Source organism: Burkholderia cepacia complex sp. TUM26381, from assembly GCF_057439935.1.
The window spans coordinates 2,471,696-2,497,684 of record NZ_CM172007.1; the positions used below are offsets into that span (position 1 = coordinate 2,471,696).

The following is a 25,989-nucleotide window of genomic DNA, read 5'->3' on the forward strand; positions in this document are numbered from 1 at the left end:
GACGGGAAACGGGTTACGCGCTTGCGCGCGCGGTGCCCGGCACGCGGGCGGCGACGGCCTGGCGCGAGCCCGGCCGGCCGATCGGGTGGTATTCGATGCCCTGCTCGCTCACCGTCTCCGGCTCGTACAGGTTGCGGCCGTCGAAGATCACCGGCGCCTTCCACAGGCGGCCGAGCGCAACGAAGTCGGGGCTCTTGAAGATCTTCCATTCGGTGACGATCACGAGCGCGTCGGCGTCGCGCGCGGCCTGCGCCTCGTCGTCGACGAAGGTCAGGCGCTCGAGCCAGCTCGGGTGATCGGCGAGATCGAGTGCGATCACGCGGCGCGCTTCCTGCTGCGCGACCGGGTCATACGCCGCGACGCGCGCGCCGCGCGACAGCAGCTCGGCGATCAGCTCGCGGCTCGGCGCCTCGCGCATGTCGTCGGTGTTCGGCTTGAACGCCAGGCCCCAGATCGCGAACGTGCGGCCCGTCAGGTCCTCGCCGAAGCGCGCGACGATCTTGTCGGCGAGCACGCGCTTTTGCGTCGCGTTGACCGACGACACGGCCTTCAGGATCTGCAGCGACTGGCCGTGCTCGTCGGCCGTGCGGATCAGCGCCTCGACGTCCTTCGGGAAGCACGAGCCGCCGTAGCCGCAGCCGGCATACAGGAAGTGGTAGCCGATGCGCGGATCGGAGCCGATCCCGCGGCGCACGGCCTCGATGTCCGCGCCGAAGCGGTCGGCGAGATTCGCCAGCTCGTTCATGAACGAGATGCGCGTCGCGAGCATCGCGTTCGCCGCGTATTTCGTGAACTCGGCCGAGCGCACGTCCATGTACAGCGTGCGTTCGTGGTTGCGGTTGAACGGTGCGTAGAGCTTCTTCATCAGCTCGCGGGCACGCTCGCCCGGCACGTCGTCGTCACAGCCGATCACGATACGGTCCGGCCGCGTGAAATCGTCGAGCGCCGCGCCTTCCTTCAGGAATTCCGGATTCGACACGACCGAGAACATCTGGTCGCCGCCGCGCTTCGCCAGCTCCTCGGCCACCGCCGCGCGCACGCGCTCGGCCGTGCCGACCGGCACCGTCGACTTGTCGACGATCACCTTGAAGCTTGTCATGTAGCGGCCAATGTTGCGCGCCGCCGCGAGCACGTACTGCAGGTCGGCCGAGCCGTCCTCGTCGGGCGGCGTGCCGACCGCGATGAACTGCACGTCGCCGTGCGCGACCGCCGCCTCGACGTCGGTCGAGAAGCGCAGGCGGCCGGCCGAGCGGTTGCGCGCGATGACTTCCTTCAGGCCCGGCTCGTGGATCGGCACGCCGCCGTTGTTCAGGATGTCGATCTTTGCCTGGTCGACGTCGAGACAGAACACGTCGTGCCCGATGTCGGCGAGACAGGCGCCGGTGACAAGACCTACGTAACCGCTGCCGATGATAGTCAGATTCATGATGTGTCGGACCTCGTGACCAATGATTCGAAATTCGTAAAACCGGAATGCCTGCGCGACGCGCCGTCAGTACGCGTTGCTGCCGGTGAAACCTTTCCAGAGCGTCAGCGCGACGATCTTGATGTCGAGCCAGAACGACCAGTTCTGCATGTAGTACAGATCGAGCTTCACGCGTCCCATCATCTTCTCGATCTGGTCGGTCTCGCCGCGAAAGCCGTTGATCTGCGCCCACCCGGTGATGCCCGGCTTGATCCGGTAGCGGAACATGTAGCCCTTGACCAGATCCTTGTAGATGTCGTCGTGCGCGAGCGCATGCGGGCGCGGGCCGACCACCGACATCTCGCCCTTCAGCACGTTGATGAACTGCGGCAGCTCATCGAGGCTCGTGCGGCGCAGGAACCGGCCGACCGGCGTCACGCGCGTGTCGTTCTTCGTCGCCTGCGTGACCTGCCCGGCCACTTCCTGGTGCACTTTCATCGAGCGGAACTTGTAGATCTCGAACTCGTGCCCGTCGATGCCCTTGCGCTTCTGGCGAAAGAACACCGGCCCGCGCGACGTCAGCTTGATCAGGCCCGCGATCAGCACCATCACCGGCGCGAGCGCCGCCAGCGCCGCCAGCGCGAACAGCCGGTCGAACACGAACTTCGGCATGATCCGCACGTCGGTGATCGGCGACGCCGCGAGATTGATCGCCGGCACGCCGAGCACCTCGACCACTTCCTGGTTGAAGAACGACAGCGTGCGCACGTCCGGAATGAAGCGGATATTCACGAAGTCGTGGCGGAACACCGTCACGATCTGATGAATCCGGCGCTCTTCAGTGATCGGCAGCGTGAGCCACAGCTCGCTGATCGCGCGGCTGCGCACCAGCCACACCAGCGATTCGAACTGCCGCTCGATGCGCACGTCGTCGAGCGCCACTTCGCCCGGCGCCTCGCTTTCGTCGTACACGCACACCGGGTTGAAGCCCGCTTCCGGACGCGCCCGCATCTGTGAGATCAGCCGCCGCGCCGCCGGCGTGCCGCCGACGATCGCGACCGCCTTCAGGTTGTAGCCGCCACGGCGCAACTGCCGCAGCACGACGTGCACGCAGGCCTTCGAGCCGACGAGCAGCGTCATCGTCACGAGCGCCCAGTAGCCCAGCCACAGCCGCGACAGGTCGCCCGACTGGTGAAAGCTGAAGCTCATCAGGATGCCCGCGAGCTCGACCGCGAGCCATGCGAACACGACACGCCCCATCAGCCCGACGAGACGCTTGCCGCGCCACGACTGGTAAATGCCGAAGGCCGGGAAGGACACGACGACGAGCAGGCAGTCGAACAACACCGTCGTGCGCTGCAGGTCGTTGAGCCAGATGCTGCCGCCGTGCAGCGTGGCAGCGATCAGCGCTCCCGCCACGACCATCGCGATATCGATGACTCTCGCCAGCACGCTCAACATGTCTGCTTCCTCTTTGAACAGGCGTTTGCCGAACAGCTCCTCATGCGACCCGTGCCGCACATTCGATTCAAACGTTGCATGACGCTATTGAACCGGCAAGAAAATCGCCCCTCAAGCGCACAAGTATTTCGAAAAATAATCGGAAATTCTTGCCGCGATTTATTTTAATTAAATCGGCACGTTTTCCCGGATCGATCGGGATTCGAGAATTTTTCGGAAACTTTACGTTCGCCGCGAACCCTTTGCCGGCGGGCGCCGACCGTCGATGCACGGAATTATTTTTTATTTTTTTATTGGCATCCGATGCTATCGAGGAAAATTTTCCCAGATGCACGCGCGGCGAATATCCGCCAATGGATCCGGTTTTATTGTCGATTTACTTCATGCTACAACGACAGGCACTGACTTCAACCGTGGAGAGTGTCATCATGAATGCTCCGGCAGTGGCCGCCGAAACGCGCCAATCTTCTTCCGCCGCACCCGCCGCCGGCACGCGCCTCGCCGTGCAGCCCGTGATTCTTGCCGGCGGTTCCGGCACGCGCCTGTGGCCGATGTCGCGCGAACGTTTTCCGAAACAGCTGATCGGCCTGCTCGGCGATCATTCGCTGCTGCAGTCGACCGCCCTGCGCCTCGACGGCCTCGCGGCCGCCCATCCGCTGAACGACGACGTGGTGATCGTGTGCGGCGAGGATCACCGCTTCACGACCGCCGAACAGCTGCGCCTGACGGCCAAGGATGCGACGATCATGCTCGAGCCGCTCGGCCGCGACACCGCGCCCGCGCTGACGCTCGCCGCGCTGCGGCTCGTCGCCGGCGGCAACGATGCGGTGATGACCGTGATGCCGGCCGACCATGCGGTCGCCGACCTGCCGCGCTTTCACGCGGCCGTCGCGGCCGGCGTGCACTGCGCGGCGCAAGGCAAGATCGCGACGATGGGCATCGTGCCGAAGCACGCGGAAACGGGCTACGGCTACATCCGCGTCGGCGCGCCGCTCGGCGACGCCGCAACGGGCAGCCTCGACGTCCGCCGCCTCGACCGTTTCGTCGAGAAGCCGCATCTCGAACTCGCTCAGCAGTACGTCGCATCCGGCGAATACTGGTGGAACAGCGGGATCTTCATCGTCCGCGCCTCGGTCTGGCTGAAGGCGATCCGGCATCTCGAACCCGCGATCTACGCGGCCTGCGAACAGGCCGTCGCACTGGGCAAGTCCGACGGCGATTTCTTCCGCGTCGATCGCGACGCATTCGCCGCCTCGCCGTCGAACTCGATCGACTACGCGGTGATGGAGCCGCTCGCGGGCCAGCCGCAACTGTGCGAGAGCGTCGTCGTGCCGCTCGACGCGGGCTGGTCGGACGTCGGCTCGTGGGACGCGATCTGGCAGATCTCGCCGAAGGACGATACCGGAAACGTCGGCCGCGGCCACGTGCTGTTCGAAGACGCCGAATCGACTTTCGCGCATTCGGAAAGCCGGCTCATCGCCTGCGTCGGCACGCAGAACCTGGTCGTCGTCGAAACGCCCGACGCCGTGCTCGTCGCCGACAAGTCGCGCGTGCAGGACGTGAAGAAAATCGTCGGGCGCATCAAGGCGCAACGCGGCGCGGAAGCGACCGATCACCGCAAGGTGCACCGCCCGTGGGGCCATTACGACTCCGTCGACACGGGCGAGCGCTTCCAGGTGAAACGCATCGTCGTGAAGCCGGGCGCCCAACTGTCGCTGCAGATGCACCACCACCGCGCCGAACACTGGATCGTCGTGCGCGGCACCGCGCGCATCACGCGCGGCGACGAAACGTTCCTGCTGTCCGAAAACGAATCGACGTACATTCCGCTCGGCGTATCGCACCGCCTGGAGAACCCGGGCAAGATGCCGCTCGAACTGATCGAAGTGCAGTCGGGCGCGTATCTCGGCGAGGACGACATCGTCCGCTTCGACGATACCTACGGCCGGCAATGACGCAGCAAAGCCGGGGGCGCCGCTTCGACAGCGGCGCCCCCGGATTGGGCAGGCCTGGAGAGATGGCGCTTCCGCGCGGCCGTCGTGGCACACGACGGCCCGCGCGTTGCATTGAAACGGCGATCAGCCTACGCGGTACGCGTACTCGCGGCGTTCCGCCTGCACGGGATCGTTGCGGCTTTCGGACAACGCGCCCGCGCGGCGTTCGGCAATGAAGCGCTTGATGTCCGATTCCGCGCGAGCCAATGCGGACAAGCCGGCCAGCACCTCGCCTTGCGGCTCGCGCGCCGGCTCGTCGCTCGCCCCGTGGCGATCGATCCATTGGCGCGCCCAGTCGAGCGCGAACTGCTCGGCTTCCTCGGCATCGGTGAAGCGCGGACCGATCAGGCCCGAGCGTTCGACGCGCCGTTCGTCCTGCGAAATTTCGGCCCACGCGCGGTACATCAGGTTCTGCACGGGTTGCGCAATGCCGCTGATCGTATAGCCGCGATACTCGTCGGTCTGCGGTTCGGCCGCGGCGAAGCTCGCCGACGACGCATGCGCGTGGCGCAGTTCCGTGGCCGGCGCACCGGGCACCACGAACGACGCGTCGGACGCGTCGAGCATCTGGTCGTCCGGCATCGTGCTCACCGACGCGCCCTCGCCGTCCCAAACGTTTGCCTGCGAAACCGGCAATTGCCACGATTCCGGGTTCTGCCAGAACACGCCGCGCAAGCGGTCGTTGTCGGGCACGGGCTCCGCACGGTGCGCGGGAACGACCGGCAGCGGCGGCGGCGGAATGTACGCGAACGCGCGCCCGCTGAACTGGGTCAGCACGTCGATCATCTGCAGCAGCGTGCCGCTCGCGAGCCACTCTTCATAGCGGCGGCGGCACGTCGGCCCGGACGGATAGCGGCCGGGCAGCTTGGACCAGGCTTCGCCCGTCGTCAGGATCCAGAGCACGGCGTTGGCAACGACGCGCGGCTCCGCACGTGGACGCCCACGACGATTCAGCCGGATGGGTTCATCGGCGATCAGCGTTGAAAGACGAAACCACTCTTCATCGTTAAGCTCATCGAAGAACATAGTAGATCTCTCCACGCAGCCAGGCCGGGCTGCGATTGGCGGCGCCGTCGCGACACGTCGCGTCGCGGAGCAGCCAGGTTGCACATTATGGTTATCCGGTGTTGTGCATGCCGGTCCGACACCGCACTTTCACGGTGCCGCGATTCCCGGCAATGGCGCACAAATCACGGTCTCACTCCAATGTGGGAATTTTTGTGCACGAAGCATACCACCCTCAGGGTTTATCTCAATATGACAATGACTTAATGTTACGCACTGAAACAACCTGCCATGGATAGGCAATCTATTTACGCATGAATTTTTTTGCGAGATCTTTATGCCCGTCGCTGCAAAGGCCCGTCTGGCGGGGCTCTGCAGCGTATGAAGAATGCCTTGAAATAAGCTGTTACAGCCTGATCCGACCCTTGCCGGCAACAATCCCCGGAATTGCTTCTTAAAATCGGTAAATCCTGGCGAAATTCGTAACAAGATATTCACGAATCGGTAAATCATTCAAAATCGATTCAATCGAATTATCTCCGTGCACAATCTTTTAATTGTTTCTCCGCGAGTGATGAAAGTACGGTGACGCGCGATGCACAGTGTGTCCCCGCATGCAAACTCGACACGCCTGTTACATCTTCGCGGCGATGAGCGCGCGGCAGCGCCGCGCCGCATGCGGACATCCTGCTTCGGGTCGGAACGGAAAAGCGGAAACCGGCGTTCGGGACGCGCGGCGGCCGTGTCAGCGCAGATCGCCGGCCAGCGACGCGGCCACGTCCGCCTCGACGCGCTGCGGCGGCATCGTGTAGGCCGGGTGATCGCAGCCGATCGACAGCGCCGCCCCCTCCTTGAGCGCCGCGCGCATCGGCGCGCCGAGTTCGAAACGCACGAAATGCACGGCCGACGTCTTCTCGGCATTGTCACGCTCGAGATCCTCGTCGGCGATCGCGTAGACGTTCGCATGCCCGTCGACCTGCAGGTACACGCGATCTTCCACACCGATCAGCCGCGCGAGCGCCGCGCGCCGTTCGATCTCGTGCTCGTACTCGATCTGCATCGTCGCCTTCAGGTTGGTGCCGTCGGGCACCAGCGGCAGATACGCTTCGAGCTCCCCTTCGATGCCGGCCTCGTCGAAAATTTTCTCGATGTGCAGCATCTCCTGGATCTGATAGCGGATCGTCGTCTCGTCCTCGAACAGGAAGCGCAGGTGATTGCCGAGCGCCACCGCGCGGCGGCGCTTGTACGCGACCAGTCGCGCGTGTTCGGTCCGGCGGATCTTCGCGTACGCCTCGAGCGTCAGCAGGGAGTCGCGGGTCAGCGTCATGGCAGGTCCTCGTGAGTGGCCGGCATCGGCTCAGATGCCGTACGCGCGGCGCAACAGCGTCAGCGGATGCGCGAGCGGCGCAGGCGGCAGCCCCTTTTCGTCGATGCCCTGCACGATGTGATGGCCGGCCAGCGCGCAGTCGGACGACACGAAATCCGGTTGCGGCTCGGCCATCGCCTTGAACACGGGCGCGCCGATCCGCATTGCGTCCGCATGGAATGCCTTCTTCACGCCGAACGTGCCCGCGTGGCCCGAACAACGCTCGACCACGTTGACGCGCGTATCGGGCACGAGCGACAGCGCATCGGCGGTCTTGCGGCCGATGTTCTGCACGCGCGCATGGCACGGCACGTGATACGACACGGTGCCGAGACCGGTCTTGAAATCGGTCTTCAGCAACCCGTCACGATGCCGCGCAATCACGTATTCGAACGGATCCCAGAAGGCATCGGCCACCGCGCGTACCGCTTCGTCGCCGGGGAACATCAGCGGCAGCTCGCTCTTGTACATCAGCACGCAGCTCGGAATCGCGCCGATCAACGCATACCCTTCGCGCGCATAGCGTTCGAGCACGGGCATGTTCACGGCCTTCTTCGCGGCGACGCCGGCGAGGTTGCCCTGCTCGAGCAACGGCATCCCGCAGCAGGCTTCGCGCGTGACAAGCTCGTACGGAATGTCGTTGTGCGCGAGGATCGCAAGCAGGTCGTGGCCGATGCCGGGCTCGTTGAAGTTCACGTAGCACGTCGCGTAGATCGCGACCTTGCCGGGCGTGCGTTCGCCGTCGCGCACGGGCGGGTTGCCGGAACGCTGCGCGGCACGCCGGAACTTGCGGGGTGCGAACTCCGGCAGCCACGCGTTGCGATCGACGCCGAGCGCCGCTTCGAGCGCGTGGCGCGCGGGCGGCGTGCGGTTCACCGCGTTGACCGTCTGCGTGACGATCGGAATGCCCGCGAAATGGCCGAGCGCATCGGTATTCGACAGCACCTTGTCGCGCAGCGCCACCTCGCCGCGCCGGTAGCGCGCGGCCTTGCCGCGCAGCATCAGGTGCGGGAAGTCGACGTTCCATGCGTGCGGCGGCACGTACGGGCATTTCGTCATGTAGCAGAGGTCGCACAGGTAGCACTGGTCGACGACCTTGCCGAACGCTTCCTTGGGCACTTCCTCGATGTCGCCCATCGGCGTGTCGTCGACCAGGTCGAACAGCGCCGGAAACGCGCCGCACAGCGACACGCAGCGCCGGCAGCCGGCGCAGATGTCGAACACGCGCGTCATTTCCGCGTCGATCGCGGCCTGGTCGTAGAACGTTTCGGACTGCCAGTCGAGCGGATGCCGGGTCGGGGCTTCGAGACTGCCTTCCTTGTGGGGCATGGGGCGCTCCAGCGTGGCGCGCATGTGCGCAAGCGCGCCGCCCGCGCGATGCGGGCAGCGATGAACGAACAGCCGGCCGCGTGCCGATCGCACGGCGATGCCGTGCGGCCTGCGGCGGCCCGTCAGTCGACGAGACTGTCCAGCGCCTTCGTATAGCGGTTCGCGTGGCTGCGTTCGGCCTTCGCGAGCGTCTCGAACCAGTTCGCGATTTCGTCGAAGCCTTCGTCACGCGCGGTCTTCGCCATGCCCGGATACATGTCGGTGTATTCGTGCGTTTCGCCGGCGATCGCCGATTCGAGATTCAGCCGCGACGAGCCGAACGGCAAGCCCGTGGCCGGATCGCCGACGGCTTCCAGGTATTCGAGATGGCCGTGCGCATGGCCGGTTTCGCCTTCGGCGGTCGAGCGGAACAGCGCGGCGACGTCGTTCTGCCCTTCGACGTCGGCCTTCGAAGCGAAATACAGATAGCGCCGGTTCGCCTGCGATTCACCCGCGAATGCGGCCTTCAGGTTCTCTTCGGTTTTGCTGCCCTTGAGTTGAGCCATTTGCGCCTCCGTTCGAGTCGGCGCGGCCGCATGCAGAGCCGGGCCGATCAGATATGTGGGGAACGATGCGTGCATCGGGGCGCGCGCATCGTGCTCTCCAATCTAGGCGCTCGCGTTCGCATCCCCCAATAGGCTTTTTCAATGCGCGCGATAGTGTCCGGCGCGGGCCGCGGGAATCATCGGGAAGACGGGTCCGGCGCACGGTGCCGCGCTTGCGCGCGCCGCGCCCGTCATGCGCCCGTCATGCGTCCGTCATGCGTCCGTCATGCGTCCGTCGCGCGCCTGAGCAGCAATTCGCGTTCGCGCTCGTTGCGCGTCAGTTCCGCCGCGCGGCGGAATTCGAGCTTGGCCTCGTCGGCGCGGCCGAGTTTCGCAAGCAGGTCGCCGCGCACGCTCGGCAGCCAGTGATAGCGCGCGAGCGCAGGATCGTCGCGCAGCACGTCGACGAGTTCGAGCGCCGCGGCCGGGCCGAACGCCATCCCCACCGCCACCGCGCGATTCAGCTCGACGACCGGCGACGGCGCGACCTCGGCGAGTGCGTCATACAGCGCGACGATCTGCACCCAGTCGGTATCCGACGCCTGCCGCGCACGCGCATGGCAGGCGGCCAGCGCGGCCTGCAGCGCATACGGGCCGCGCACGCCGCCGAGCTTCGTCGCCCGCTCCAGCGCCGCGAGGCCGCGCCGGATCAGCAACGGATCCCAGCGGCTGCGGTCCTGGTCGAGCAGCAGCACGGGCCGGCCCTGCGCATCGGTGCGCGCATGCATGCGCGAGGTCTGCAGTTCCATCAGCGCGACGAGCCCGAGCACTTCGCTTTCGTCCGGCGCGAGCCCGGCCAGCACGCGGCCGAGCCGCAGCGCCTCGTCGCACAGCGCCGGGCGCGTCCAGTCGTCGCCGGCGGTCGCCGCATGGCCTTCGTTGAACACGAGGTAGATCACTTCGAGCACCGACGCGAGCCGCGCGGGCCGCGCATCGGCCGCCGGCACCTCGAACGGCACGTGCGCGGCCGCGAGCGTGCGCTTCGCGCGCACGATCCGCTGCGCGATCGTCGGCTCCGGCGTCAGGAACGCGCGCGCGATCTCGCCCGTCGTCAGCCCGCCGAGCAGGCGCAGCGTCAGCGCGACGCGCGCATCGGTCGACAGCACCGGGTGGCACGACGTGAAAATCAGCCGCAGCAGGTCGTCGCCGATCTCGTCGTCGCTCGCGTCGGCCAGCGCATCGGCGATGTCGGGGACGACATGTGCTTCGAGCGCGTCCATCTCGTGGCCGAGCTGGTCGCGCTTCGCCGCGTGCAGCGACTCCTGCCGGACCCGATCGAGCGCGCGACGCTTCACGGCCGTCATCAGCCAGGCGGCCGGGTTGTCGGGCACGCCGTCGACGGGCCAGTGCTCGAGCGCCGCGACGAGCGTGTCCTGCGCCAGCTCCTCGGCCACGCCGACGTCGCGCACCACGCGCGCAGCGCGCGCGATGATTTTCGGCGCCTCGATCCGCCAGACCGCTTCGATCGCACGGTGAGTCGCCTCACGCGTCACGACGCGTGCCCCTGGGCGGACGCATCCAGCGGCATGGCCATCAGCTCCCATGCGTGGCCGTCCGGATCGTCGAACCCGTGGCCGTACATGTTCGGATACTCGCGCGGCGCTTGCGGCGCGGACCCGCCGGCCGCCAGCGCCTTCGCGACGATCGCGTCGACCTCGGCGCGGCTTTCGCATGACAGGCACGACAGCACCTGCACCTGCGTCGCAGGATCGATGATGGTCTTGCCGGTAAAGGACTGGAAAAACGGCCGCACGAGCAGCATCGCGAAGATCGTGTCGCTGATCTTGATGCAGGCTGCCTGGTCGTTGGTGTATTCGGGCACGACCTCGAAGCCCAGCGCCTGGTAGAACGCCTTCGAGCGCGGCAGGTCGGCCACGGGCAAGTTGATGAAAACCATCTTGTGCATGACGGGTGCTCCCGGTGAGGTTGGATTCAGGTGGGCATTCACGCGTTGGTGCGGCCGACGTGGAGGTCGCGGAACCGCTCGACCGCGTCGCTCGGCGTGAGGTCGTCGAGCTCGAACAGCGGACGCACCTCGATCTCGCAATCCATCTCGGCGCCGAACGGCGCGGGGAACCGCCGCGTCCACTCGAGCGCTTCGTCACGCGAACGCACCTGGATCAGCGTATAGCCGGCGATCAGTTCCTTCGTTTCGGCGAACGGGCCGTCGACCACGGTTCCCTTGCCGCCCGTGTAGCGCACGCGCCAGCCGCGCGCGCTCGGCCGCAGCCCGTTCGCGTCGAGCAGCACGCCGGCCTTGGCCAGTTCCTCGTGATAGACGGTCATGGCTTCGACCAGCCGGTTGTCCGGCAACGCGTCGGATTCGCTGACGGCGTTCGCCCGGATCATGATCATGAATCGCATCGTTCACTCCTTGTCGTCGATGGAAGGCAGCGCCCGTTCATCGGGGCCTTATCCGGACGACGGACGGAAGACCGCCGATTCGACACGCGCCACGACAAATCAGGGTAAATACCGAGCCGCGACACTCACAGAAAGCACGGCCCCACCGCGCGAACCTCGACCGTGCACCATTGCGCGGCCGGGCACTGACGCGCGATCTCGATCGCTTCTTCGCGCGTGTCGACGTCGACGAGGAAGAAGCCACCGACCATTTCCTTTGCCTCCGCGAACGGGCCGTCGAGCAAACGCGTCTCGCCGTCGCGCACCTGCACGCGCGTGCCGCGCTCGGAGCGCTCCAGCGACTCGACGCCGCGCAGCACGCCGCGCGCCTTCAGCGACTCGGCGAAATCGACCATCCGCGCATAGAGCGCCTGACCTTCGTCGAGCGTGCGCTCGGCGCGCTGTTCGGTCGGTTCGACAATCAACAGCATGTAAGACATGGATTTCTCCTGTGGGAACGGGGTGCGGCGGCACTCACCAGGCGCCCGGCCTGCGACACCCGACGCGAGAGCGTAACAGCCGCGGTGCGGCTTGCCGGCATCGTTGGCCGAACGACACTGGCCGGATGGCCAATTCGACCGCAGCCTGACATTTTGCCTTCAAGATGCGAGCCCGAACCGTCGAATTGTCTTCCTGTGGACCGCCCCATGTCACGCCTGCTTCCGCTGCTTGCCACTGCGTTGTCGCTTGCCCTCCTTGCCGGGCCGGCGGCCGCCGCGCTGCCGGTCAGCGCGGGCTGCGGCGGCGCAACCACGGCGATTGCCGAGATCCGCCGTGCCAGCGGCCCGTCGCCGCTGGCCGGGCAGACGACCTCGATCGAAGCGGTCGTCACCGCGGCGTTCGGCAGCGCCGACGGCCTCGGCGGCTTCTTCGTCCAGCAGGCCGACGCGCAGCGACAGCGCAGGCCGGGCGTCCCGGAAGGCCTGTTCGTGTATGCGCCGGGCGCGCGCGCAAAGGCGGGCGATCTCGTGCATCTCACCGGCAAGGTCGACGAGCGATACGGCCGCACGCAATTCACGCTGTCGGGCGGCATTGCCGTCTGCGCGCGCGGGCAGACGGTCACCCCGGCAACGCTCACGCTGCCGTTCGCCTCGCCGGCCGTACTGGCCGCGCACGAAGCCATGCGCGTGCGCCTGCCGCAAACGCTGACGGTCAGCGATACCTACGAACTCGGCCGCTACGGCAGCGTCGTGCTCAGCAACGGCCGGCTGCGCACGCCGACCCACGTCGCGCCACCCGCCGAAGCGGCCGTGCATGCAGCGGCCAATGCACTCAACCGCATCGTGCTGGACGACGGTTCGCTCCGCCCGCACCCTGCGACCGTCCGCTTTCCGCCGCCCGCGCTGAGCGCCGCCAACACGCTACGCGCGGGCTACACGGTGCGCGGCGTCGAAGGCGTGCTCGAGCTGCGCTTCGGCACGTGGCGGCTGCAACCGGTTACCGGCAAGACGCCCAGGTTCGACGCCGCCGCGAACCCGCGTGCCGCGGCACCGGCCCGGCATCCCGATGCCGACGTGCGCATCGCATCGTTCAACGTGTTCAACTATTTCAGCGGCGACGGCCACGGCGGCGGATTCGGCGCACCGACCAGCCGCGGCGCGAAAACACCCGCCGCGTTCGCCCGACAGGAGGCGAAGATCGTCGCAGCCTTGCGCGCACTGCGGGCCGACGTGATCGGGCTGATGGAAATCGCGAACAACGGCTACGGCGACGCAAGCGCCGTGCAGCGTCTCGCCGCGCAACTCGGCGACGGCTGGCGCGCGGTCGATCCCGGCACCGCGCGGCTCGGGCGCGATGCGATCGCGGTCGCGCTGCTGTATGACAGCCGCGCGGTCGAACCGGTCGGGCGCCCCGCCACCGTCGCACTCGGCGGCCGGCACCGCCCTCCGCTCGCGCAGACGTTCCGGCGCATCGGCGGCACGCGTGCGCTCACGGTCGCGGTCAATCACCTGAAGTCGAAGAACTGTCCTCGCGCGGAGGGGGCCGACCTCGACCAGTCCGACGGCCAGGGTTGCTGGAATGCGGCGCGCACGCGGGCAGCCGCGCGTGTCGCCGACTGGCTCGCCACGTCTCCGACGGGCGCCGCGGCCGACGGCGTGCTGCTGATCGGCGATCTGAACAGTTATGCGAAGGAAGACCCGATCCGCACGCTCGAAGCGCGCGGCTACACGAACCTGGTTGCCCGCTTCGTCGGCGATGCTGCGTACAGCTACGTATTTCGCGGTGAAGCCGGCAATCTCGACCATGCGCTTGCCACGCCACCGCTCGCCGCGCGTGTCAAAGCCGTGCATGTCTGGCACATCAATGCCGATGAACCGGCTGCACTGCAACCGGTGCCCGATTACAAAACGGCCGCGCACCGGCTGTCCTATTACGCGCCCGACGCATACCGCTCGTCGGACCACGATCCCGTCGTCATCGACATTGCGCCGGGCGGCAGCGGCCCGGCACCGGCCGCGGGCACGAACCCTGCTCGCCGATACACCGTGGATTAGTGCATTTGCATCAGCACATCGCCTGCAACGGCACTATTTACCTGAAACCCCTGGCGACGCCATATTTACCGGACATTCACTTCGCACCACCGGCCGTTGTACGCGTTTCGCCCGATCGGGAAATTTTTTCAACCGCCGCACGGCCCCGCGCGACGGGGCTTCGCGGCGATCCTGCCGACAAATTGAAAAATTGTCTCGAAACTCAATCGGGTCAAGTGAATCACATTAGTTGCTGGGATTCGTCTTATCTTCAAACTTGCCTTGAATCAATGGAGGATAAACACCATGGCGCTTACCGACTCGATCGAACACAAGCTGGACCGCGGCCTGTCCGACATCCGTCGCACCGGCCGGCGCGTGGGGCGCACGACGCGCTCGGCCGCCCGCGACCTGCATGCCGACGTGACCGACGATCTGCGCGGGCTGGTCGACGAACTGGAAGATCTGCTGAAAAACGATGGCGATGGTGATATCGCCGCCCTGCGCAAGCGTGTGCAATCCCGGCTCGATGAAGCGCGCAGCGCGCTCGACTACGCGTCGGGCAGCGCGGCCGCCCGGCTGCGCGATTCGGCCGAACGCGTATCGCAAGCCGTGCACGACAACCCCTGGCAAACCGCCGGCGTCGTCGCGGGCCTCGCGTTCGTTGCGGGCCTGCTCCTTTCCCGCCGTTGAACGGGGCCGGCCGCCCCGCTGCCCGCACCGTCCGTCCTCAATCAGACAACGAAGGAGAACCGCCATGCAGAAATCCCTCGCCATGAAAGCCGCCGCTGCCGTGATGCTCGGCAGCCTCGCGCTCGCCGGCTGTACGACCACGCCCGACAAACCCGAGAACGCATCGACCAGCGCGTCGAAGCGCCAGTCGATCGACGCCAGCGTGAACGCCACGCTGTCGCGCCTCTATTCGACGGTGCCGGGTTCGCGTGAGCTCGTCGCGAAATCGCGCGGCACGCTCGTGTTCCCGAACGTGCTGCAGGCCGGCTTCATCGTCGGCGGCCAGTCCGGCAATGGCGCGCTGCGCGTCGGCGGCAGCACCGTCGGCTACTACAACACGTCGTCGCTGTCGGTCGGCCTGCAGGCCGGCGCGCAATCGAAGGCGATCGTGTTCCTGTTCATGACGCAGGATGCGCTCGACGCGTTCCGCAAGTCCGAAGGCTGGGCTGCCGGCGCCGACGCATCGGTCGCGGTCGTGAAGGTCGGCGCGAACGGCGCGGTCGACACCACCACGGCCACCGCCCCGGTCGAGGTGCTTGTCCTGACCAACGCCGGCCTGATGGGCGACCTGTCGGTGAACGGCACCAAGGTCACGAAGCTCAACATCTGACGATGCGGCGCGCGGCTGTGCGCCGCGCCCGCTTCCCGGCAGCGCCGCGGCCCCGGCCGCGGCGTTTTCGCATGGGTCACACGCAGCGGCTATGATGGCGGGGCCTTTGCGGGCATACTCCCGTTCGGGCCGCCCCACGCCGCGTACCGCCGCGAACCCGTGACGTTCGCGAGCCGATCGCGCCCCGGGCAACGCAATTCAATCAAACGAAGCAACAATCTGCGCGAACGCCATCCATGGAAAGCGGACACGATCACCAAAAATTCTTCTATTTCCTGCTGGCCGCGGTCACCGTCGGACTCTGCTGGATCCTCGCGCCGTTCTCCGGCGCGGTGTTCTGGGGCACCATTCTCGCGATCCTGTTCCAGCCCGTGCAGCGCTGGCTCGCCGCGCGCTTCGGCAAGCGGCGCAACCTGGCCGCGCTCGTGACGATGTCGGTGATCATCCTGATCGTGATCCTGCCGCTCGTGTTCGTCGCGGCGACGCTCGTGCAGGAAATCGCGTACGTGTACCAGGAAATCAAGACCGCGCAGCCGAACTATTCGCAATACTTCCAGGACATCATTCACGCGCTGCCGTCGTCGATCCAGCACCTGCTGCAGAAGTACGGGCTGACCAACATCCCGGGCATCCAGAAGAAGCTGACCGACGGCGCCGCGCAGATCAGCCAGTTCGCGGCCACCCAGGCGCTCAGCATCGGCCAGAACACATTCCAGTTCGTCGTGAGCTTCGGCGTGATGCTGTACATGGTGTTCTTCCTGCTGCGCGACGGCGGCGAGATCGGCCGCCGCGTACGTCGCGCAATACCGCTCGACGAAGAACACAAGAACCTGCTGCTCGCGAAATTCACGACGGTCGTACGCGCGACCGTGAAGGGCAACATCGCGGTCGCGCTCGTGCAGGGCGCGCTCGGCGCCCTGATCTTCTGGATCCTCGGGATCGAGGGCGTCGTGCTGTGGGGTGCGCTGATGGCGTTCCTGTCGCTGCTCCCAGCGATCGGTGCGAGCCTCGTGTGGGTGCCGGCCGCGCTCTACTTCCTGATGATCGGCGCGGTCTGGAAATGCGTGATCCTCGTCGCGTTCTGCGTCGGCGTGATCGGCCTCGTCGACAACCTGCTGCGCCCGATCCTCGTCGGCAAGGACACGAAGATGCCCGACTGGGTCGTGCTGATCTCGACGCTCGGCGGGATGGCGCTGTTCGGCATCAACGGCTTCGTGATCGGGCCGCTCGTCGCAGCGCTCTTCATGGCGAGCTGGGACATCTACGCACGCTCCGAACAGGGCGAATGACGCACCGCGCGGCCGCGTGCCGCGCCACCGGCCGACGGCAATCCGCACACCTGCGGCAATCGCCGGTCAGGGATGACGAATGTTGATCACGACGGGCGCCACGGCGCCCGTTGCTTCATCCGCGGCAACCGTCATCACGCCGCCATGCGGACCCACGCGATAGGCACGGCCCGACGCCAGCGGCACGCTTCGCCCGTCGCGCGCATCGCGCCACGTTGCCTGCATGCCCGCGCCGGCATCCGGCGCGAACGGCACACCATCGGCCCCGACCAGCGTCACCTGCGCACCCGGCAAGCGCCGGCCATGCGCATCGAACCGGAGCGTGGCCGTCGCATTGCTGCCGGCCCCCTCCGGTGCGTCACGGCGTGCGACCGACGGCGCATCGAGTGTCACGTCGTAGCGATCGACAAGTGCGCCGGTGAACCGTACGACGCCGTCCGACGCGGCCGGTCCGGCCGCCATCGCATTCGGCATCGCCAGCACCGCACCGAGTCCGAATGCTGCCGTCCACACGGCATCTGCGCACCGCCTCGCCCGCTCACGTACGTCTGCCGTTACCGGTGCCGCCCTCTTCGCCTTGTTTCGCATGCTCGCCCTCCTGTGTCGCAACACCAGAAAAACAGGCGGCGTGACGCATCGGTCACACCGCCTGTTTGCTGGCAATCACTGTAGGGAGAGCGCCCCGGACAATATATGGGACAAGTCCTAAATTGCAGCCCGCTGGATCGTACTCACTGCCGCCGACACGACCGCGCGGCAACCCGCGACCGGCGTGGCATGCCCGTCACGCATCCGGATCGACACGCAGCACGAGCTTGCCGCGGTGGTCGCCATCGAACAGGCGATTCAGCACGACAGGTGCATTTTCGAGGCCGTCGGCGACGGTTTCCTCGGCCTTGAGCCGGCCGTCGCGCAGCCAGCCGGAAAGCGTCTGCACGGCTTCGCGGCTCTTGCGGTAGTCGAGGATCAGGAAGCCGCGCATCGTCAGCCGCTTCGAGATCAGCGCGCCGAAGTCGTCGGCCGCGCGGCCGCTGTTGTAGTTCGAGATCACGCCGCACAACGCGACGCGGCCGCCGATCACCATCCGCGACAGCACCGCACGCATCACCTCGCCGCCAACGTTCTCGAAGTTCACGTGCACGCCGTCGGGGGTGGCCGCCTTCAGTTGCTGACGGAAATCGTCGGCCTTGTAGTCGACGGCCGCGTCGAAGCCGAGCGTCTCGGTCAGGTAGCGGCACTTGTCCGCGCCGCCCGCGATGCCGACCACCCGTGCGCCGTGGATCTTGCCGATCTGCCCGGCGATCGAGCCGACCGATCCGGCCGCCGCCGACACGACGAGCGTTTCGCCCGGCTGCACCGGCGTGATGTCGGTCAGTCCGTAGTACGCGGTCAGCCCGCTCATCCCGCACGCGCCGAGCAACGTCGGCAGCGGCAGGCCCGACTGCACGGGCAGCTTCACGAGCTGCGCGACCTGTCCGGCCGGCACGACCGCATAGTCCTGCCAGCCGACGAGCCCCTGCACGAGATCGCCTTCCGCGAAACCCGCATGGCGCGATGCGACCACGCGCCCGATGCCGAGCGCGCGCATCACGTCGCCGATCGCGACGGGCGGCAGGTACTGCGGCACATCGCTCATCCACACGCGGTTGGTCGGGTCCATCGACAGGTACAGCACGCGCACGAGCACCTCGCCGTCCGCGAGCGCCGGCACCGGCGTCTCGACGAGCGAAAAGTGTTCGCGGCCGACCCGCCCTTCGGGGCGCGTCTTCAGCAGCAGCTGGCGGTTCACGGGTGTGGACATGATGTTCTCCTCCGGTCGTTGTGGTTCGGGATGCGCGTCAGACCGCGCACATGCCGCCGTCGATCACGAGTTCGGCGGCCGTCACGAAGCGGCTCTCGTCGGATGCGAGATACACGGCCGCATGCGCGACGTCGTCCGGCTCGCCAAGCCGGCGCAGCGGAATGCCGCGCGCGAGCTTGCGCGTCGCGTCGCGTTCGCCGAGCGACTGGAACAGCGGCTCGACGATCCCCGTGCGGATGAATGCCGGGTGAATCGAGTTGCAGCGCACGTCGATCTCGCGGCGCGCGCAGTCGATCGCGACCGACTTCGTCAGCGACGCAACCGCCGCCTTCGATGCGTTGTATGCGGTGAAATCCGGCTCGACCTTGAACGCGGCGACCGACGAGATGTTGATGATCGACGCGGGGTGGCTCTCAGCCAGATAGGACAGCGCGTGCTTGCAGCCGAGCACGATGCTCTCGACGTTGATCGCCATCACGCGCCGCCATTCGTCCAGCTCGATCTGCGCGGGCGAGCCGATCGAGCCGACGCCCGCGTTGTTGACGAGCACCGACAGCCCGCCCATCGCGTCGACCGCCTGCGCGAGCAGCGCCTGCCAGCGCGCTTCGTCGCGAACGTCCTGCGTCGCGGCGAACGCGACCGGCGTCGCGTGGCCCGCGTTGAGTTCCTGCGCGAACGCGTCGAGCACCGCCGCTTCGGCGATGTCGGTCACGAACACGCGCGCGCCCTGCTCGACCATCCGGCGCGCGATCGCGCGGCCGAGGCCGCCCGCGGCGCCCGTGATGTATGCGCACTTGCCTGCGAGGCGCGAAGAAACGACTGTCATGTGACTGGCTCCTGTCGTGAATCGTCGTCGCGCAACGTTGCCGCGACGGGTGTGTCCGTAGGTATCGCGCCGACGCGGGCCGCTCGCCGATGCATCGGCGCTGCGAGGCACGCTACGATTTCCGCGAGTATATCGAGATGAATGCGACACGCGCCGGGCAAGCCGGGCAGCCGGCCCCGGTTGAACGACAGCCAGCGTACGCGAATGACGCCAATCGATGAAATGAATATTCGTTATGCCCGGTCATCATCCCTGTTCATGACTTGCGCATACCGGCGCCGATGCGCCGGCCGGTACGCCGGCCAGCTGGCGCAGCGTTTTTCAGGGGAAATGACGCAAGTTGCGTTCCGCGCAGGCGCGGAAGCCATCGGGAAGATGAACGGGCATGGCGTCGTGCAACCGCCGGACGATTGCCGGCAGCCAGAAGGCGACGCAAACGCGCCGCCGTCGGCAACCGTCAGAATCCGTCGCCCGACGGTGCGCGCACGAACGCGCAGAGCTGCGGCGAATGCGTGTCGATCATCTGCTGGAACGGCGCGCGGTGCCCGTACGCGATGCCCGACACGAGCAGCAGGCAGACCGCCGCGACACGCGGCGAGAACGCGCGCTGCCGCGCGCCGTCGTAGCCGCGCAGGAACACCAGCGCGACCAGCGCGCCGAGCATCCAGCCGACGACGACTTCCGGGACGGTATGCGAGTGATCGAACACGCGCGCGACGGCCGTGACCGCGCCGACCGCGAGCCCGGCCGCGATACCCGGCGCCTTGCCCGGCAGGAAAGCCTGCCACAGCATCGACAGCGCGACCGTCCACACGGACGTCGACAGCATCGTATGGCCGCTGATCACGCGGAAATCGAATTGCGGGAGTTCGATGCCGCACCCCGCATACAGGATCTTCGTTGCGCCGACGAGGCCCATGCCGGCGGCGAGCAGCACGCCCCAGCGGACGGCGAGACGCCAGTCGGTCAGCGCAAGCCATGCCGCGCACGTCAGCGCGATCGGCAAGGTCAGCGCGGCATCGCCGATGTTGCTGATTTCACTCCACATAACGGACTTCGCAGACGATCGAAAGGGCGCAGTTTACCGCATGCGCGCCGTGCGTCTGTGTCCGCCTGTGACAGGCTGTATCAGCCCGCGACACCGGTAATCAACAGCAGGTTCGTCCCGCCGATGACGACGAACAGCGCCCACGCGGCGACCTGCATCCCGCGCCCGATCGCATGTTCGCCCATCGTCTTTCGATCGCTGACCGAACGGATCAGCGGCCACATCGCGAACGGCAGCTGCAGGCTCAGCAACACCTGGCTCCACACGAGCAGCTGCCCGACCGAGCCGTCGCCGAGCCACAGCACACCGATCAGCGCCGGCACGAGCGCGAGCCCGCGCGTGATCAGCCGGCGCTGGTAGCACGGGATCTTCGTATGCAGGAAGCCGTCCATGATCACCTGGCCGGCGATCGTGCCGGTCAGCGTCGAGCTCTGCCCCGACGCGAGCAGCGCGATGCCGAACAGCAGCGCGGCCGCACCGCCCGCGATCGGCGTAATCAGCTTGTAGGCCTGCTCGATGTCGGTCACGTTGTGCTGGCCGGTCGCGTGGAACGCCGCGCCGGCGACGACCAGGATCGCCGCATTGACGAGCATCGCGACGAACAGCGACACGCAGGTATCGATGCGCACGAGCGCGAGCGTGTCGCGGATCACGCCGCGCGCGCCGCCGACCACATGCCGCGTCTGCACGACCGACGAATGCAGGTACAGGTTGTGCGGCATGATCGTCGCACCGACGATGCCCAGCGCGAGCACGATCGCGTCCTTGCGGTCATGGCCCGGATCGCCCGGCACGAGCCCGCCGACCACCGCGTGCCAGTCGGGCGGCGTGATCGCCACCTGCGCGACGAAGCAGAACGCCATCGTCGCGATCAGCCCGAGCACGATCGCCTCGATCTGCCGGAAGCCCTTGCCCTGCAGGCCGAGCACGATCACCGTGTCGAGCGCGGTCAGCACGACGCCCCACGCGAGCGGCACGCCGAGCAGCAGCTTGAACGCGAGCGCGCAACCGAGCACTTCCGCGATGTCGCACGCGATGATCGACACTTCGGCCGTGATCCACTGCACGATGCGGCCGAACCGGCCGTAGCGGTCATAGCTGGCCTGCGCGAGATCCTTGCCCGCGACGAGGCCGAGCCGTGCCGCGAGCATCTGCAGGAAGATCGCCGCGAGGCTCGAGAACGCGACGACCCACAGCAGCGAATAGCCGAACTGCGACCCGGCCTGAATGTCGGTCGCCCAGTTGCCGGGATCCATGTAGCCGATCGCGACCAGCAGGCCGGGGCCGAAGAAGCGCTTGAGCTTCTGCCAGCGCGGCGCGGCGGCATCGATCGTGATGCTGCCCTTTACTTCCGACGGGCAGAAAGGGGCGGTGGCGGTAGTGGGGAGGAAGGGCATGGAAACCGGGAATCGAGATCGCGACAGGACGATTTTACGGGTATCCGTCCCGTTTTCTCGTGCGCGTCGATACACGCGTCGCAACTCGCCCCGTCGCCATCGCAAAACGCCGGGGCAGGCCCGTCGTCCGCATCGGGCCGCATGGTGCCGTGATTCAGGATCCTGTCCCGTTCGGCCAGCCGAAATTCTGTCGGCGACATCAGGAGGCGCTGGCGAAACAGCTTCGCGAGCCGCTCGCCGCTGCCGAACCCGGTGCGCCGCGCGACCTTGTCGGCCGGCAGCGTCGTATGGATCAGCATGTGGCACGCGCGCTCGAGCCGCACGTGCTGCACGAACTCGGTCGGCGTCACGCCGATTTCCTTCTTGAAGCGCCGCAGGAAATTGCGCTCGCTCATCGCGGCCGCCTGTGCAGCGTTCGCGATCGAAATGCGGTTCACGCTCTGCGCGCGCAGCCGCTGCGCGGACATCCGGATCGACGGGCTCGCGCTCAGTTCGCGGAACGCCCACATCGACTGGGCATAGCGCTGCTCGACCGGCCGCATCATGTTGCTGGCGATCTCCTGCGCGGCGCTGTCGCCGAGGTCGGCGCGAAACATGTCGAGCGCGGCGGCAAACACGTCGGTCTCGCCGGCCTGCAGTTCGATCGTCGCGGCGGCACGGCGCCGGCCCGGCCGCATGTCGAGCGCCGCCGATGGCCGATGCGTGGCCGCGAGCGCAGGCAGATCCATCGCGTCGACGATCCACCGCGCATGATGACGAATGTCCGTCAGGCGCCGCTGCAACGCGTCATCCCAGTTGACGGCCGCGCGATCGCCATGAAGATGAAAGAACGCGAGCGCGCGACGGCCGTGCTCGTCGCCGAGCGGATCCGCTGCGATTCTCACGCCGGACGACGACTGCAACAGTCCCCCGCTTTCGGATACGTACTTCAACTGGTAATCCGCACTGTACGCATGCAGGCGATTCGCCAGGTTGAAGGCCTCGCCAAGGCGCGCGGCCTGGGCTAACGAAAACCCCGTACTCAAATAGATAACGACCCACCGCTGATCTGCTGCATTCACTGGCCAAGCCCCCGACTTGTTCGACTTCTTCTAATACCGTCGAACTGTCAGGCTTATATTTGGTTTGAATGCGTGCGACAGGACGGCTATCCCGAAATATGAAGCGACGGCATCTTAGCCGAACGGGTAGCGCCTTTGGCACGAAATGGCCGACGTGGACAGCATGATGGCGGATTACTACAGGCTGTCGGCGGCCACTGGTATGCCAGCACAGAATCGCGTGCGCGATGCGGTCGATTATTGCGGCTGTCGTGCGTCATGACGGCCGGGTTCGATTGCATTGCGCATCGGGCAATGCGGCACTCGCGTATCGGTTCGATACGGAATCGATACGGAATCGATACGCATCGAACGCACGCGATGGCCCCAGCGCATCCGTTGCCTGCGCATCCTTTAGAATCGAGCCGTCCTTTACCACGCCCTCCGCGCGCCGTGCCCGCCGATCATCGACTCGACCTGAACCTGTTTCGCGTGCTCGACGCCGTCTACGTGCACGGCGGCATCGGCGCGGCCGCCCGCGCGCTGCATCTCACGCAGCCGGCCGTCACGCATGCGCTCAACCGGTTGCGTGCGCATTTCGACGATCCGCTGTTCGTGCGCCAGGGCAACCGCGTCGTGCCGACCGAGCGCACGCGGTCGATCATCGCGGACGTGCAGTTGCACCTGAAGGGCCTGCAAGGCGCCGTGCGCGATCCGTCGGCATTCGATCCCGCCACGCTCGACCTGAGCATCGCGGTGGGCATTCGCGACGTGCTCGAATCGATTGCATTGCCGCGCATCGTCGCCGCGTTCGCCGACGAAGCGCCGGGCCTGCGGCTCGTGAGCCGCCGCGTCGCGGTATCCGAGATCGAGCGCGAACTCGCGTCGGGCAACATCGATCTCGTCGTCGACCGTCGCGTGCAGACGGGCTCGCGCATCGCCACCGAACACCTGCTCGACGATTCGCTCGTCGTCGCGCTGCGCCGCGATCATCCGCTGGCGGGCGACCCGCTGCGGCGCGGCGATTATTTCGCGGCGCAGCATATCGCGGTGTCGTCGCTCGGCGAACCGCAATCGCTCGACGTGCTGCTCGGCAACGACGGACGCTTCCGCGACATCCGGCTCACCTGCCAGCACTATTTCGCCGCATGCCAGATCGCCGCGGCCGGCGATCTGCTGGTCACGCTGCCGCAGACCTATGCGCTGCGGATGGCCGCACTGCTGCCGATCGTCGTGCAACCGCTGCCGCTGCGGCTCAAGCCGTTTCCACTGTTCGCGTACTGGCACGAATCGCGCGACACCGATCGCGCGCACCAGTGGGTGCGCGAACGCGTCGCCGCACTCGTCCGCAGCAGCGCCGGCATCACCGACGCATAGCGGCACGGCGCGCGCCGTCGCGCCCGGGACGGTATGCTGACGGCTGCATGCCGCCACGCGGCGCCCTCTTTCCTTCTTGCTCACCGGAGACTTGTCATGTCGCTCATCCACGCCGCCGCCGTCCTCGAGGCCGACGCGCCCGACTACGTCGTCCAGTTGCAGGCCGGCACGCACGCGCTGACCGGCGACGAAGCGCCGCGCGAAGGCGGCCAGGATCGCGGGCCCGCGCCGTACGAATTCGTGCTGGCCGGGCTCGCGCAATGCACGGCCGCGACGCTGCGCATGGTCATGCAGCGCAAGACGTGGCCGGCCGTGCGCATCGCCGTGCGCACCGAGCTGCATGCGGATCGCGAAGGCGTGCAATACGTGCGCCGCGTCGTCACGCTCGACGGCCCGCTCGACGACGCGCAACGCCAGCGTCTCGCGGAAATCTGCGAGAAGACGCCGGTGACGCAGTTCATCAAGCGCGGCACGCGGATCGAAACGACGTTGAACTGATACAGGCGGCACGCGACGGGCGGCACGCGATCGCCGCCTGACATGCAAAACGGGCGGGCCGCGCATGATGCGCGACCCGCCCGTTCATCGATTCCGCGTGGCGCTTACAGGCCGAGCGCGGACAGATCCAGCTTGCCGCCCTTCATCGGCGGGCACCAGAAATACGCGCCCGTCAGCGGCCGCGTGAAGCGGAACAGGCCGTCGACGATCCCGTCGTCCGCACCGCTCATCCGGCGCATCTGCACGTCGAACGCGCGGAACGAGCAGCCGAACGCGACGAAGTAGAGGCCCGCGCGACGCGCATCCGACCACGGCGACGAACGGCGCAGCATGAACGCCTCGGGCTCGAAGCTTTCCTGCGCGGTGCGCTTCACGTGCGCGAACTCGGGTGCATCGTCGAGTTCCTCGTTGTCCGAGCGGCGGCGCCCGATGATGTTGTCCATGTCGCCCGACGGAATGCGTTCCATCTGGTCGAAGTCGTGCAGCCATTGCTGCACCGCGACGAAGCTCGCGCCGTCGAGCCCCGCGCCCTGCCCCGTCACGACCGCCGCAGCCACCGCGTCGTCGCCTTCCGGGTTCTCGGTGCCGTCTTCATAGCCGGACAGGTCGCGATCGTTCGAATAGCGGAACCCGTCGACGGCATCCTGCAGCGCGAATGCCGGCGCGAGCGCGCGTTCGATCGCCCGTGCGCGCAGCACGATCTCGCCGCGGTCGTCGGCGCGCAGCCAGACCCACACGTCGGCCGGCGTCGCCGGCAGCGTGCTGTCCTTCACCGCGAACGCCGGGAAGCCGGTCAGGCCCGGAACCGGGCGCCCGAGGTGCGCGGCCAGCGACTGTCCGAAACCGACGACCGTGTCGCGCCCGTCGACGATCTCGCGCAGCGCGGCCAGCGCCGCTGCCACATTGCCGTCATTCGATATCGTGAAAGTGAGGTATCGGGCTGCCGTGTCGATCGGAGCCAGGATGCCTTGCTGAACGTCGCTCATCGTTTCCTCAGGAATGGTTCGGAGTAAATCTGTACGGGCCGCATCGTCGCGCGCCGCGGACGCCGAAGTGTAATCGATGCGCGCGCCGGCCCGTACCCGCCGTGGCGGAACGCACGCGAAAAGGGGCCAAAACCCTGAATACTAACCGTATCGACGCCGCAACGTCGCATTCGTCAGACGTTGCAGCGCGCGTGACACTGCTGATAGAATCTTTACACGTCTTTTCGGCGTCCTTTCAACCGTTCACACTTCAGGGAGGTGCAGATGTTCCGAATGCCAGCAACCTTCCCGAACGTGGTCCCACGGCGCAGCTGATCCAGCCCGCCGTCCGCGCAGGCTCCCGAGTTTTCCGCTAACCCGTCAG

The 25,989-nt window shown here is 67.0% G+C and carries 24 protein-coding genes; 7 read left to right on the forward strand and 17 right to left on the reverse strand.

The features are described from left to right. Positions 1-13: 13 nt before the first annotated feature. Both ACWMMN_RS27715 and ACWMMN_RS27720 read right to left on the reverse strand, forming a co-directional pair. On the reverse strand, positions 14-1,426 hold the full coding sequence (locus tag ACWMMN_RS27715; RefSeq protein ID WP_486423419.1) for a UDP-glucose dehydrogenase family protein: 1,413 nt from the start codon (positions 1,424-1,426) through the stop codon (positions 14-16). Between the two features lie 66 nt (positions 1,427-1,492). Beyond that, entirely contained in the window at positions 1,493-2,866 is a 1,374-nt protein-coding gene (locus ACWMMN_RS27720) for an undecaprenyl-phosphate glucose phosphotransferase (RefSeq protein ID WP_342705863.1), read from the reverse strand. Positions 2,867-3,294: 428 nt separating this feature from the next. On the opposite strand from ACWMMN_RS27720, the gene ACWMMN_RS27725 reads away from it, so the two are divergent. Further along, positions 3,295-4,821 carry a mannose-1-phosphate guanylyltransferase/mannose-6-phosphate isomerase gene (locus ACWMMN_RS27725; RefSeq protein WP_059237361.1) on the forward strand — a complete coding sequence of 509 codons (1,527 nt, stop codon included), beginning with the start codon at positions 3,295-3,297 and terminating at the stop codon, positions 4,819-4,821. Positions 4,822-4,944: 123 nt separating this feature from the next. On the opposite strand, the gene ACWMMN_RS27730 is transcribed toward ACWMMN_RS27725, so the two are convergent. The 8 genes from ACWMMN_RS27730 to ACWMMN_RS27765 form a co-directional block, all read right to left on the reverse strand. Further along, complete coding sequence (locus ACWMMN_RS27730; protein WP_059237362.1) at positions 4,945-5,886, reverse strand: transposase; 942 nt, start codon at positions 5,884-5,886, stop codon at positions 4,945-4,947. Positions 5,887-6,610: 724 nt separating this feature from the next. Beyond that, positions 6,611-7,192 (reverse strand): DUF3501 family protein, encoded by a 582-nt coding sequence (locus tag ACWMMN_RS27735; RefSeq protein WP_174993124.1) that lies wholly within the window; start codon positions 7,190-7,192, stop codon positions 6,611-6,613. 30 nt (positions 7,193-7,222) lie between these two features. Further along, positions 7,223-8,560 (reverse strand): heterodisulfide reductase-related iron-sulfur binding cluster, encoded by a 1,338-nt coding sequence (locus ACWMMN_RS27740; protein ID WP_486423420.1) that lies wholly within the window; start codon positions 8,558-8,560, stop codon positions 7,223-7,225. 122 nt (positions 8,561-8,682) lie between these two features. Then, positions 8,683-9,105, reverse strand: coding sequence for a rubrerythrin family protein (locus tag ACWMMN_RS27745; RefSeq protein ID WP_006497294.1), 423 nt, complete (start codon positions 9,103-9,105; stop codon positions 8,683-8,685). A gap of 263 nt (positions 9,106-9,368) precedes the next feature. Further along, a complete protein-coding gene (locus ACWMMN_RS27750) occupies positions 9,369-10,637 on the reverse strand; it encodes an RNA polymerase sigma factor (RefSeq protein ID WP_174993123.1) in 1,269 nt (422 codons plus the stop codon). Then, positions 10,634-11,050 carry a VOC family protein gene (locus ACWMMN_RS27755; protein WP_059237365.1) on the reverse strand — a complete coding sequence of 139 codons (417 nt, stop codon included), beginning with the start codon at positions 11,048-11,050 and terminating at the stop codon, positions 10,634-10,636. The genes ACWMMN_RS27750 and ACWMMN_RS27755 overlap by 4 nt, the downstream gene beginning before the upstream one ends. Positions 11,051-11,088: 38 nt before the next feature. Continuing rightward, positions 11,089-11,508, reverse strand: coding sequence for a YciI family protein (locus tag ACWMMN_RS27760; protein ID WP_059237366.1), 420 nt, complete (start codon positions 11,506-11,508; stop codon positions 11,089-11,091). Positions 11,509-11,633: 125 nt separating this feature from the next. Further along, positions 11,634-11,987, reverse strand: a complete 354-nt coding sequence (locus tag ACWMMN_RS27765; RefSeq protein ID WP_006482933.1) for a YciI family protein — start codon at positions 11,985-11,987, stop codon at positions 11,634-11,636. 207 nt (positions 11,988-12,194) lie between these two features. Here ACWMMN_RS27765 and ACWMMN_RS27770 point away from each other — a divergent pair, with 207 nt between their 5' ends. The 4 genes from ACWMMN_RS27770 (at position 12,195) to ACWMMN_RS27785 (ending at position 16,652) form a co-directional block, all read left to right on the forward strand. Continuing rightward, complete coding sequence (locus tag ACWMMN_RS27770; protein ID WP_256086637.1) at positions 12,195-14,042, forward strand: ExeM/NucH family extracellular endonuclease; 1,848 nt, start codon at positions 12,195-12,197, stop codon at positions 14,040-14,042. A gap of 285 nt (positions 14,043-14,327) precedes the next feature. Next, positions 14,328-14,714 (forward strand): ElaB/YgaM/YqjD family protein, encoded by a 387-nt coding sequence (locus ACWMMN_RS27775; protein WP_006487804.1) that lies wholly within the window; start codon positions 14,328-14,330, stop codon positions 14,712-14,714. A gap of 64 nt (positions 14,715-14,778) precedes the next feature. After that, entirely contained in the window at positions 14,779-15,363 is a 585-nt protein-coding gene (locus ACWMMN_RS27780) for a BPSL1445 family SYLF domain-containing lipoprotein (protein WP_059237368.1), read from the forward strand. Positions 15,364-15,599: 236 nt separating this feature from the next. Then, positions 15,600-16,652: an AI-2E family transporter gene (locus ACWMMN_RS27785; RefSeq protein WP_059237369.1), complete on the forward strand. Its 1,053-nt coding sequence runs from the start codon at positions 15,600-15,602 to the stop codon at positions 16,650-16,652. Between the two features lie 66 nt (positions 16,653-16,718). Here the strand turns inward: ACWMMN_RS27785 and ACWMMN_RS27790 are convergent, their stop codons facing one another. From ACWMMN_RS27790 to ACWMMN_RS27815, 6 genes are all read right to left on the reverse strand, one after another. After that, positions 16,719-17,240, reverse strand: coding sequence for a thioesterase (locus ACWMMN_RS27790; protein ID WP_486423421.1), 522 nt, complete (start codon positions 17,238-17,240; stop codon positions 16,719-16,721). Positions 17,241-17,436: 196 nt separating this feature from the next. Beyond that, positions 17,437-18,453 (reverse strand): NADP-dependent oxidoreductase, encoded by a 1,017-nt coding sequence (locus ACWMMN_RS27795; RefSeq protein WP_342705858.1) that lies wholly within the window; start codon positions 18,451-18,453, stop codon positions 17,437-17,439. 37 nt (positions 18,454-18,490) lie between these two features. Then, a complete protein-coding gene (locus ACWMMN_RS27800; RefSeq protein ID WP_046549465.1) occupies positions 18,491-19,279 on the reverse strand; it encodes an SDR family oxidoreductase in 789 nt (262 codons plus the stop codon). Positions 19,280-19,736: 457 nt separating this feature from the next. Continuing rightward, positions 19,737-20,327 (reverse strand): phosphatase PAP2 family protein, encoded by a 591-nt coding sequence (locus ACWMMN_RS27805; RefSeq protein ID WP_486423422.1) that lies wholly within the window; start codon positions 20,325-20,327, stop codon positions 19,737-19,739. A gap of 80 nt (positions 20,328-20,407) precedes the next feature. Then, positions 20,408-21,724, reverse strand: coding sequence for an Nramp family divalent metal transporter (locus ACWMMN_RS27810; protein ID WP_174993119.1), 1,317 nt, complete (start codon positions 21,722-21,724; stop codon positions 20,408-20,410). Next, positions 21,673-22,749 carry a helix-turn-helix domain-containing protein gene (locus ACWMMN_RS27815; protein WP_059237374.1) on the reverse strand — a complete coding sequence of 359 codons (1,077 nt, stop codon included), beginning with the start codon at positions 22,747-22,749 and terminating at the stop codon, positions 21,673-21,675. Before ACWMMN_RS27815 ends, ACWMMN_RS27810 begins: the two co-directional genes overlap by 52 nt. 468 nt (positions 22,750-23,217) lie before the next feature. On the opposite strand from ACWMMN_RS27815, the gene ACWMMN_RS27820 reads away from it, so the two are divergent. Next, positions 23,218-24,141, forward strand: coding sequence for a LysR family transcriptional regulator (locus ACWMMN_RS27820; RefSeq protein ID WP_486423423.1), 924 nt, complete (start codon positions 23,218-23,220; stop codon positions 24,139-24,141). 96 nt (positions 24,142-24,237) lie between these two features. Continuing rightward, positions 24,238-24,639 (forward strand): OsmC family protein, encoded by a 402-nt coding sequence (locus ACWMMN_RS27825; protein ID WP_059237376.1) that lies wholly within the window; start codon positions 24,238-24,240, stop codon positions 24,637-24,639. Positions 24,640-24,743: 104 nt separating this feature from the next. Here the strand turns inward: ACWMMN_RS27825 and ACWMMN_RS27830 are convergent, their stop codons facing one another. Beyond that, positions 24,744-25,625: a Dyp-type peroxidase gene (locus tag ACWMMN_RS27830; RefSeq protein ID WP_059237377.1), complete on the reverse strand. Its 882-nt coding sequence runs from the start codon at positions 25,623-25,625 to the stop codon at positions 24,744-24,746. Between the last annotated feature and the right edge of the window lie 364 nt (positions 25,626-25,989).

Excerpts from the sequence above, each read along its gene's own strand:
- ACWMMN_RS27770 (WP_256086637.1), top strand. The coding sequence starts at position 12,195 with ATGTCACGCCTGCTTCCGCTGCTTGCCACTGCGTTGTCGCTTGCCCTC.
- ACWMMN_RS27785 (WP_059237369.1), top strand. The coding sequence starts at position 15,600 with ATGGAAAGCGGACACGATCACCAAAAATTCTTCTATTTCCTGCTGGCC.
- ACWMMN_RS27735 (WP_174993124.1), bottom strand. The coding sequence starts at position 7,192 with ATGACGCTGACCCGCGACTCCCTGCTGACGCTCGAGGCGTACGCGAAG.
- ACWMMN_RS27790 (WP_486423421.1), bottom strand. The coding sequence starts at position 17,240 with ATGCGAAACAAGGCGAAGAGGGCGGCACCGGTAACGGCAGACGTACGT.
- ACWMMN_RS27775 (WP_006487804.1), top strand. The coding sequence starts at position 14,328 with ATGGCGCTTACCGACTCGATCGAACACAAGCTGGACCGCGGCCTGTCC.
- ACWMMN_RS27825 (WP_059237376.1), top strand. The coding sequence starts at position 24,238 with ATGTCGCTCATCCACGCCGCCGCCGTCCTCGAGGCCGACGCGCCCGAC.
- ACWMMN_RS27810 (WP_174993119.1), bottom strand. The coding sequence starts at position 21,724 with ATGCCCTTCCTCCCCACTACCGCCACCGCCCCTTTCTGCCCGTCGGAA.
- ACWMMN_RS27780 (WP_059237368.1), top strand. The coding sequence starts at position 14,779 with ATGCAGAAATCCCTCGCCATGAAAGCCGCCGCTGCCGTGATGCTCGGC.
- ACWMMN_RS27800 (WP_046549465.1), bottom strand. The coding sequence starts at position 19,279 with ATGACAGTCGTTTCTTCGCGCCTCGCAGGCAAGTGCGCATACATCACG.
- ACWMMN_RS27760 (WP_059237366.1), bottom strand. The coding sequence starts at position 11,508 with ATGCGATTCATGATCATGATCCGGGCGAACGCCGTCAGCGAATCCGAC.
- ACWMMN_RS27830 (WP_059237377.1), bottom strand. The coding sequence starts at position 25,625 with ATGAGCGACGTTCAGCAAGGCATCCTGGCTCCGATCGACACGGCAGCC.
- ACWMMN_RS27745 (WP_006497294.1), bottom strand. The coding sequence starts at position 9,105 with ATGGCTCAACTCAAGGGCAGCAAAACCGAAGAGAACCTGAAGGCCGCA.
- ACWMMN_RS27725 (WP_059237361.1), top strand. The coding sequence starts at position 3,295 with ATGAATGCTCCGGCAGTGGCCGCCGAAACGCGCCAATCTTCTTCCGCC.
- ACWMMN_RS27755 (WP_059237365.1), bottom strand. The coding sequence starts at position 11,050 with ATGCACAAGATGGTTTTCATCAACTTGCCCGTGGCCGACCTGCCGCGC.
- ACWMMN_RS27795 (WP_342705858.1), bottom strand. The coding sequence starts at position 18,453 with ATGTCCACACCCGTGAACCGCCAGCTGCTGCTGAAGACGCGCCCCGAA.
- ACWMMN_RS27730 (WP_059237362.1), bottom strand. The coding sequence starts at position 5,886 with ATGTTCTTCGATGAGCTTAACGATGAAGAGTGGTTTCGTCTTTCAACG.
- ACWMMN_RS27720 (WP_342705863.1), bottom strand. The coding sequence starts at position 2,866 with ATGTTGAGCGTGCTGGCGAGAGTCATCGATATCGCGATGGTCGTGGCG.
- ACWMMN_RS27740 (WP_486423420.1), bottom strand. The coding sequence starts at position 8,560 with ATGCCCCACAAGGAAGGCAGTCTCGAAGCCCCGACCCGGCATCCGCTC.
- ACWMMN_RS27765 (WP_006482933.1), bottom strand. The coding sequence starts at position 11,987 with ATGTCTTACATGCTGTTGATTGTCGAACCGACCGAACAGCGCGCCGAG.
- ACWMMN_RS27715 (WP_486423419.1), bottom strand. The coding sequence starts at position 1,426 with ATGAATCTGACTATCATCGGCAGCGGTTACGTAGGTCTTGTCACCGGC.
- ACWMMN_RS27805 (WP_486423422.1), bottom strand. The coding sequence starts at position 20,327 with ATGTGGAGTGAAATCAGCAACATCGGCGATGCCGCGCTGACCTTGCCG.